Source organism: Acidobacteriota bacterium (genome assembly GCA_003696075.1).
Lineage (GTDB): Bacteria > Acidobacteriota > Polarisedimenticolia > J045 > J045 > J045.
This window is the reverse complement of sequence record RFHH01000044.1, coordinates 1-6,935: the sequence shown is the minus strand read 5'-3', so window position 1 is coordinate 6,935 and position 6,935 is coordinate 1. Positions and strand designations below refer to the sequence as shown.

Genomic DNA, 6,935 nt, shown 5'->3' with positions numbered 1-6,935 from the left:
GGCCGATCGGCGCGCGCGTCCCGGCTGCGGGAGGTGGCATGGAACAGGCCGCACCTGCGCCCCGCCGGCGCGGCAGCGCACCATCGGGGAAGCACCTCATGTGGCCCGCGGCCCGGGCGAACGCCCCCTCCCCTGCTCCCGCCTCGACCTCCCGCTGTCCGGGCCTCAGCTCTCCACCTTGGAGCTTTCGGCGTCGGCGACCGATTGCTTGCCCGCTAGCCGGGAGAGCCCGCGCCGGAAGTCCTCGAGAGCGAGGATCCCGCACGGGATCAACACCAGCGAGATCACCGTGGAGAAGACGACGCCGAAGCCGAGCGAGACGGCCATCGGGATGAGGAACTGCGCCTGCATGCTCCGCTCCATGATGAGCGGTGTGAGTCCGGCGAAGGTCGTGAGGGAGGTCAGCAGAATGGGACGGAATCGGGCCACGCCCGCCATCTTGGCGGCCTCGAACACCGAGTGGCCCTCGGCGGTGTAGTTGTTGATGAAGTCGACCAGAACGAGGCTGTCGTTCACCACCACGCCGGCGAGGGCCACGAGACCGAACATGGAGAGAATGGTGAGATCCATACCCATGATCATGTGGCCCCACACCGCGCCCACCAGGCCGAACGGGATCGCGGTCATGACGATCGCCGGCTGCACGTAGGAGCGGAAGGGAATGGCCATGAGCGCGTAGATGGCGATCAGCGCGATCACGAATCCCCGCCTCAGCCCCGACATCGTTTCGCGCTGCTCTCGACCCTGGCCCTCGAAGCTCAATCGGATCCCCGGATATTTCCGCAGCAGTTGCGGAAACACGGCCCGGCGCAGCTCCTGCTGGATCTCGTTGGCATTGGCGCGGGCCTCGTCGACGTTGGCGGTGACATTCACCGCCCGGCGGCGGTCGACGTGCCGGATAGCGGCGTCTCCCCGATCGGGCAGCACTTCCGCCACCGTGATGAAAGGAACCTCCGTCCGGTCAGGTAGGCGAATGCGCATGCGCTCCAGGCCCGCTCGGCTCCGGCGTTCCCGGAGCGGGTAGCGAACCATGACCTTGATCTCGTCATTTCCGCGGACGATCCGTTGCACCTCCTCGCCGTAGAACGCCTGCCGGACCTGCCGGCCCAGATCGGCCATGGTCAGGCCCAGGGACTCGGCCGCGGGACGCAGGCGGAGGCGCAGCTCCGGCTTGCCGGCGCGGTAGGAGTCCGACACGTCCATGACCCCCGGATATCGGGCGAGTCGTGTCTTCAGTTCCTCCTTGGCCCGGTTCAGGACTTCATAGTCCGGGCCGGTGATCTGGACGTTGATGTCGTCGCCGGGCGAGAAGATCGACGAGGTGTAGCGAAGTTCCACCACGTCCGGGATTTCGCCCACGAGTTCCCGCCACTTCCGCACGAACTCTTCGGAGCCGACACGTCGGTCCTCGGCGGGGGTCAGCTCGATCGCGACCTCCCCCATGTGGCCTGCCGACACCCCGGGCTGAATCAGGCCGGCGTTCCGCTGCAGCGCCGCGAGAAGCGGCTGCGCTCCCAGGGAGGTGAGCACGTGCCGGATGAGCGGCTCGCCGTCGCGTGCGAGAGCCTTCTCCGCTTCGTACGCGGCACGCTCGATCCGCTCCAGTCGTGCGTGCGTGGTCTCGGCGGGGGTCCCTTGCGGGAGAGTCAGGGCGGCCGCGACGAAATCCGCCTCCACCGTAGGAAAGAAAGTGAACCGAATCCACCCGGCGCCGACCATGCCGGCGGTCAGGATCAGGGTGGTCACGCCGACAGCGATCGTCGCGTAGCGCCACCGGAGGGCGAGGTCGAGCACGGGCCGGTACACGCGGTCGACGAACGACTCGAGAGCGCGCGCCACGAAACCCTGGACGCGGCGCCATACCCGATCGAACCAGACGCGGTCGGTCTCCGGGCGGCTCGAACGGTGCGACAGGTGCGAGGGCAGAACGAAGAGCGACTCGACGAGCGAGAACAGCAACGTCGCGATGACCACCTTGGGCATCACGCTCAGGAACTTCCCGGTGATCCCTGGAACCAGGAGGAGGGGAACGAAGGCGGCGACCGTGGTGAGAACGGCAAAGACGACCGGCACCGCGACCTGCTGGGCCCCGAGGATGGCCCCTTCGAGCGGGTCGGCGATGCGCTGCTGGCGGGCGAACACGTTCTCGCCGATGACGATGGCGTCGTCGACCACGATGCCGAGGACGAGGATGAAGGCGAACAGGGACACGAGGGAGATCGCGACCCCGAGCAGGGGCATCAGGAGCAGGGTGCCGAGGAACGACACCACCATGCCGAACATCGTCCAGAAGGCGACCCGCAGCCGGAGGAAGAGCGAGAGAGCGACGAAAACCAGCGCCGCTCCCCACATGCCATTCCGGATCAGCAGGTCGCGCCGGCCGCGCAGGACCTCCGCGTTGTCCTGCCAGGTGGTGGCGAAGATACCCTTCGGCAGGCGGTGCTGGAGTTCCTCGACATAGCGCCGCACCTTTGCCGAGATGTCGAGGACGTTCTCGTCACCCACTCGGAAGACCTGGACCGTGACCGCAGGCTTGCCATCGAACCGTGCCGACTGGTCCGTCTCGGCGAACCCGTCCACGACCCTGGCTACGTCACCGACTCGCAGCACCGTCCCATCCGGGCGCGTGAGGATGGGGATCCGCGCGAAATCCTCGCCGGTGTAGGCCTGTCCCTTCGTCCGCAGCAGGATTTCGCCCGACCGCGTCCGCAGCGCCCCTCCGGGCAGATCGAGCGAGAACTTCCGCACAGCCGCCGCGACGTCGTCGAAAGCGAGGCCGTAGCGCCGCAGGTCCTTCTCCGACACCTCGATCGAGATCTCGTAGGGACGGGCGTTGACCAGCTCCACGACGGAGATTCCATCCAGCGCCGCAAGCTCGTCTTTGACCTGCTGGCCGAGGCGCTTCAGCGTTCGCTCGTCGGCGTCGCCGTAGATGGCGACATCGATCACCTGGCGCCGGTTGGTCAGCTCGGTGACTACCGGCTTTTCCGTCTCCTCCGGAAGGGTTTCGATCGCGTCGACGCGCGACTTGATGTCGTCGAGCACCTTCCGTGCGTCTGCCGTTTCGTAGAGTTCCGCGGTGACGACGCTCAGCCCTTCGGCGGAGGTGGAGGTCAGCCGCTTGATGCCGTCCAGACCCTCGATCTGCTCCTCGATGCGGGTGGTCACCGCCCGTTCGACCTCTTCCGGTGCGGCACCGAGGTACGGGACGCTGACCGTGATTCGGTCGAGCGTGAACTCGGGGAAGACGACCTGCTTGATCGACGGGATCGACACGATGCCGCCGGCCACGATGAAGATCGCGAGGAGGTTGGCCGCCACCGGGTTTCGTGCGAACCAGGCGATCGCACCTTTCATGACGTCGGCTCCCCGTCCTCCTGCGCGAGCACCGCGTGCACGGCCATGCCGTCCGCGACCGTGTCGAGCAGCGACACGCAGACGCGCTCGCCGGGCTCGAGGCCACCCGACAGCAAGACTCGATCTCCCTCGATCCTCAACACTTCCACACGCCGGAACCGCAGCGTTCCGGTGTCGTCGACGACGTAGACGATGTCGTCGCCGCGAAGCGCGGCCCGGGGAAGCGTGAAGACGTTCGGCACGGTGCGGCCGGCGATGGTCGCCTCGACGAACATTCCCACCGCGAGCGGAGGGGCGGCGGGATCGCCCTTGAGGCCGTAAGGATCGTCGATCTCCGCGACCGCGTAGACCATGCGCGTCCGCGGATCGATCTGCCCCTCGGTCCGGACGATGCGGCCGCGCCAGCTGTAGCGGCGCCCGGCGAACGTCGCCTCGAGGCGGACTTCCGGGTGCGGTCCGGACTCGCGCTCTCCCCTGTGCGCCAGCGGCAGGTCGACGTAGGCGAGCTCGCGGTCGGCGATCGGAAGCCGCACCTCGGCCCGATCGACGGCGTAGACGGTGGCCAATGGCGTCCCGCGGGCCACGAATTGTCCGATGTCGGCCTGCTTGGACAGCACCCGACCGGCGAAGGGTGCACGAATCTCCGTGCGGGCGAGGTCCCGCTCGGCCTGCGCCACACCGGCTTCCGCGGCGGCGAGCGCCGCCTCGGCTTCCGCGAGCTGCAATTCGTGCGTCGCGAGCGGGTTTTCGCGCTCCTCCTCCGTCAGCTCCGACCATTCGCGGCGCGCGACGCGGGCCGCGGCCCGTTCCTGAGCCAAGCGGAGCCGCGCCTGCGCCACCCGCGCGCGCGCCTGTTCGAGTGCGAGCCGGTAGTCGGTCGAGTCGATCCGGATCAGCACGTCCCCTTCTTCGAAGAACCCGCCGGCGGCGAGCGCATCGGCCACCCAGACGATGCGGCCGGAGACCTCGGAGACGAGCGTTGTCGTCCGCGGTGCCTGCACCGTCCCCTCCGAGTGGACCTCGAGGGTCACCGTCTTCGGCTCGGCGACGACGACGCGGACCACGGGACGATGCGGCTCGGGAACCTCGGTCTTCACGGGAGGCCGCGTCAGGATCATGGCGAACGCGCCGAGCAGACCGAGGGCGAGGATCCCCACGGGGACGAGATAGGCGAGAGCGCGCTTCATCCGTTCCTCCCCGCGGCTGCGCGCGCCGCCGTCCCGGATGGCGCCGTCGAGAGATCGCCGCCGAGGGCGAGGTACAGGGCGACGCGGTTGTCGAGACGCGCTCGGCGCACGTCGAGCAGAGCGCTCTCCGCGTCGAGGGCGCGGCGCTGCGCTTCGAGCAGAGTGGGCATGTCGATCAGTCCTTCGCGGTACTGGCGCTCGGCGAGCCGAACCGCGGCTTCGGATTGATCCAGGGCGCGCCGCAGCGCTTCCTCTCGGGTCCGGAGGATCTCTTCCGCCGCGAGAGCCGTTTCGACCTCGCCCAGCGCGCGGAGCACGGTCTGAGCGAACTCCGCCGTCGCTTCCTCGACACTCGCTTTCGCGAGATCGACGCCGGCCCGCAGGCGGCCACCCTGGAACAGCGGCTGGGCGAGTCCCGCGACGAGGCTCCAGACACGGAAATCGCCGTCGAGGAGGTCGCGCAGCCGGTCGGAGGCCCCGCCGCCGCTCCCGGTGAGCCGGAGGGAGGGGTACAGGGAGGCGCGGGCGGCAGCCAGGCGAGCGTCCGCGGCGAACAGACGCCGCTCGGCCGCGACGATGTCCGGCCTCCGTGCGATCAGATCCACCGGGAGACCGCCCGGGATCCGGGGAGGGGGAGCGGGCAGGGGCCGGTCTTCTCCGATCGTTCCCTCGGGGTAGCGTCCCAGCAGGAGTTCGAGCTGTCGGGTCGCCCGGGCGAGCTGTTCGCGCCGGGCCTCCTGCAGCGCTTCGGCGGCCGCCAGTTGGGCCTCCGCGAGCCTCAGGTCGAGCGCGGGCCGCAGCCCGGCCTCGAACCGCCTCCGCACCGCCTCCGCGGAGCGGCGGTAGCTCTCCACGGTCCGGTGCGCCAGGTCGAGCTGCCGGCGGGCGGTCACCACCGCGAACCAGCCGCGGGCGACGTTCGCGGCGAGTGACAGGCGGGCCGCCCGGTACGTGGCGCGCGCGACCTCGGCGTCGGCCGCCGCGGCGGCCTTTCCCGCCCGGATCCGCCCCCAAAGGTCGGCTTCCCAGGAGACGTCGACGGAGAGGTTCAGCCGGGTGAATGTGGTGCTGAGGACTCTCCGCTCCGCGCCCGGGATGGGGAAGCCGATGAAATTCTGCCTCTGCCGCGAACCGTTCAGTCCCGCTCCGATCTGCGGGAGCAGATCGGCCCCGGCGATCCGGGCCTGGGCCCGGGCCGCCTCCACCCGCGCGGCGGCCGCGGCCAGATCGTGGTTCCGCTCGAGCGCCTCGGCGACGAGCCTTCGCAGTTCGGGGATACCGAAGGCGTCGATCCACCCGTCGACGGGGGCATCGGGATCGACCTGTGCGGCTTGCCACTCCGGCGCGATCGGAACCTCGGACCTCGCGGCGCGACGCGGTGGCATGCTGACGCATCCCGCCGCCAACGCGGCCAGGACGGCGGCAGCGGCCAGCCTTCCGGTCATGCGTGTCCTCCGCGCACCGTTTCGGGCAGGGGAGCCCGCATTCCCCCTGCGACGAAGCCGATCAACCGGGCCAGCGTCGCTTCGACATCCCGTTCGACGTCGCAGGCTCCCCGGGAGATCACGACGAGGCCGATGGGGCAGCCCAGCGTGTGGGCCATGGCTCCGACGGTGAAATGGAGCCGCCAGAGAATCTCCTCCCGGGGAAGATCGGGCAGCGACCGGGCGAAAGCGTCGAGGAATCGCTCGATGATCGATCCGAACTGGATCGTCAGGACCTCCCGGACGAGCTCCGATCGCTCCGAGAAGAGGCGACCGAAGGTCCGGAGGAATCGCCCGTGGCCGTGCTCCGGGCGCGAGTAGAGCCTCAACGGCGGGCCGAGGAAGCACTCCAGGATCGTCTCCAGCGGAAGCGGACGCCCGCCAGCGGCCCGCTCGGCCCGCTCGAGCAGTTCGAGCCGCTGGCGGTTGACCGGCTCGAGCCGCCGGCGAAACAGCTCTCGGATCAGCCCATCCTTGGAGCCGAAGTGGTAATGAACCGCTGCGGGGTTCACGCCCGCCGCCCGGGTGATCGCCCGGAGGGAAGTGTTCGCCAGTCCTTGCTCGGAGAAGAGCTGCTCGGCAGCGTCGAGGATCCGCTCCCGGGTTTGCTCGCTCGCCACGGGCCCTCCGAATCAGTCGACTGCTTGAATCATACGCTTGTTTGATTTCTCGTCAAGACCGGTGAAGTGCTCCGTCGCGGGCCGTTTCCCGATTCGAGCCCTCCCCGCGTCGAGCTCTGGGAGGGGCGCCCTCGCCGGTGCGGGGCGCGGGCGAAATCGTTGATGCGCAGACACTTGTATCCAGCCCGGAACGCATCGAACGGTCCGCCGCGGTAACCCCTCATCGCTCAGCGACTTGGGCGGAAGAGCGCGCCAGACGGGATGGAGGTGCATCCCCAATGGTGCGT

Annotated in this window: 4 protein-coding genes; all 4 read right to left on the bottom strand. The window is 69.3% G+C overall.

Going from position 1 to position 6,935, the window contains the following annotated elements; all coding sequences use genetic code 11:
* Window positions 1–165: 165 nt before the first annotated feature.
* From D6718_02605 to D6718_02590, 4 genes are read right to left on the bottom strand one after another with little or no spacing between them, the layout of a single operon-like run.
* Complete coding sequence (locus D6718_02605) at window positions 166–3,357, bottom strand: efflux RND transporter permease subunit (protein RMG47961.1); 3,192 nt, start codon at window positions 3,355–3,357, stop codon at window positions 166–168.
* Window positions 3,354–4,544: an efflux RND transporter periplasmic adaptor subunit gene (locus D6718_02600; protein ID RMG47960.1), complete on the bottom strand. Its 1,191-nt coding sequence runs from the start codon at window positions 4,542–4,544 to the stop codon at window positions 3,354–3,356. Before D6718_02600 ends, D6718_02605 begins: the two co-directional genes overlap by 4 nt.
* Window positions 4,541–5,989, bottom strand: a complete 1,449-nt coding sequence (locus tag D6718_02595) for an efflux transporter outer membrane subunit (protein RMG47959.1) — start codon at window positions 5,987–5,989, stop codon at window positions 4,541–4,543. The genes D6718_02600 and D6718_02595 overlap by 4 nt, the downstream gene beginning before the upstream one ends.
* Window positions 5,986–6,648, bottom strand: a complete 663-nt coding sequence (locus tag D6718_02590; GenBank protein ID RMG47958.1) for a TetR/AcrR family transcriptional regulator — start codon at window positions 6,646–6,648, stop codon at window positions 5,986–5,988. Before D6718_02590 ends, D6718_02595 begins: the two co-directional genes overlap by 4 nt.
* Between the last annotated feature and the right edge of the window lie 287 nt (window positions 6,649–6,935).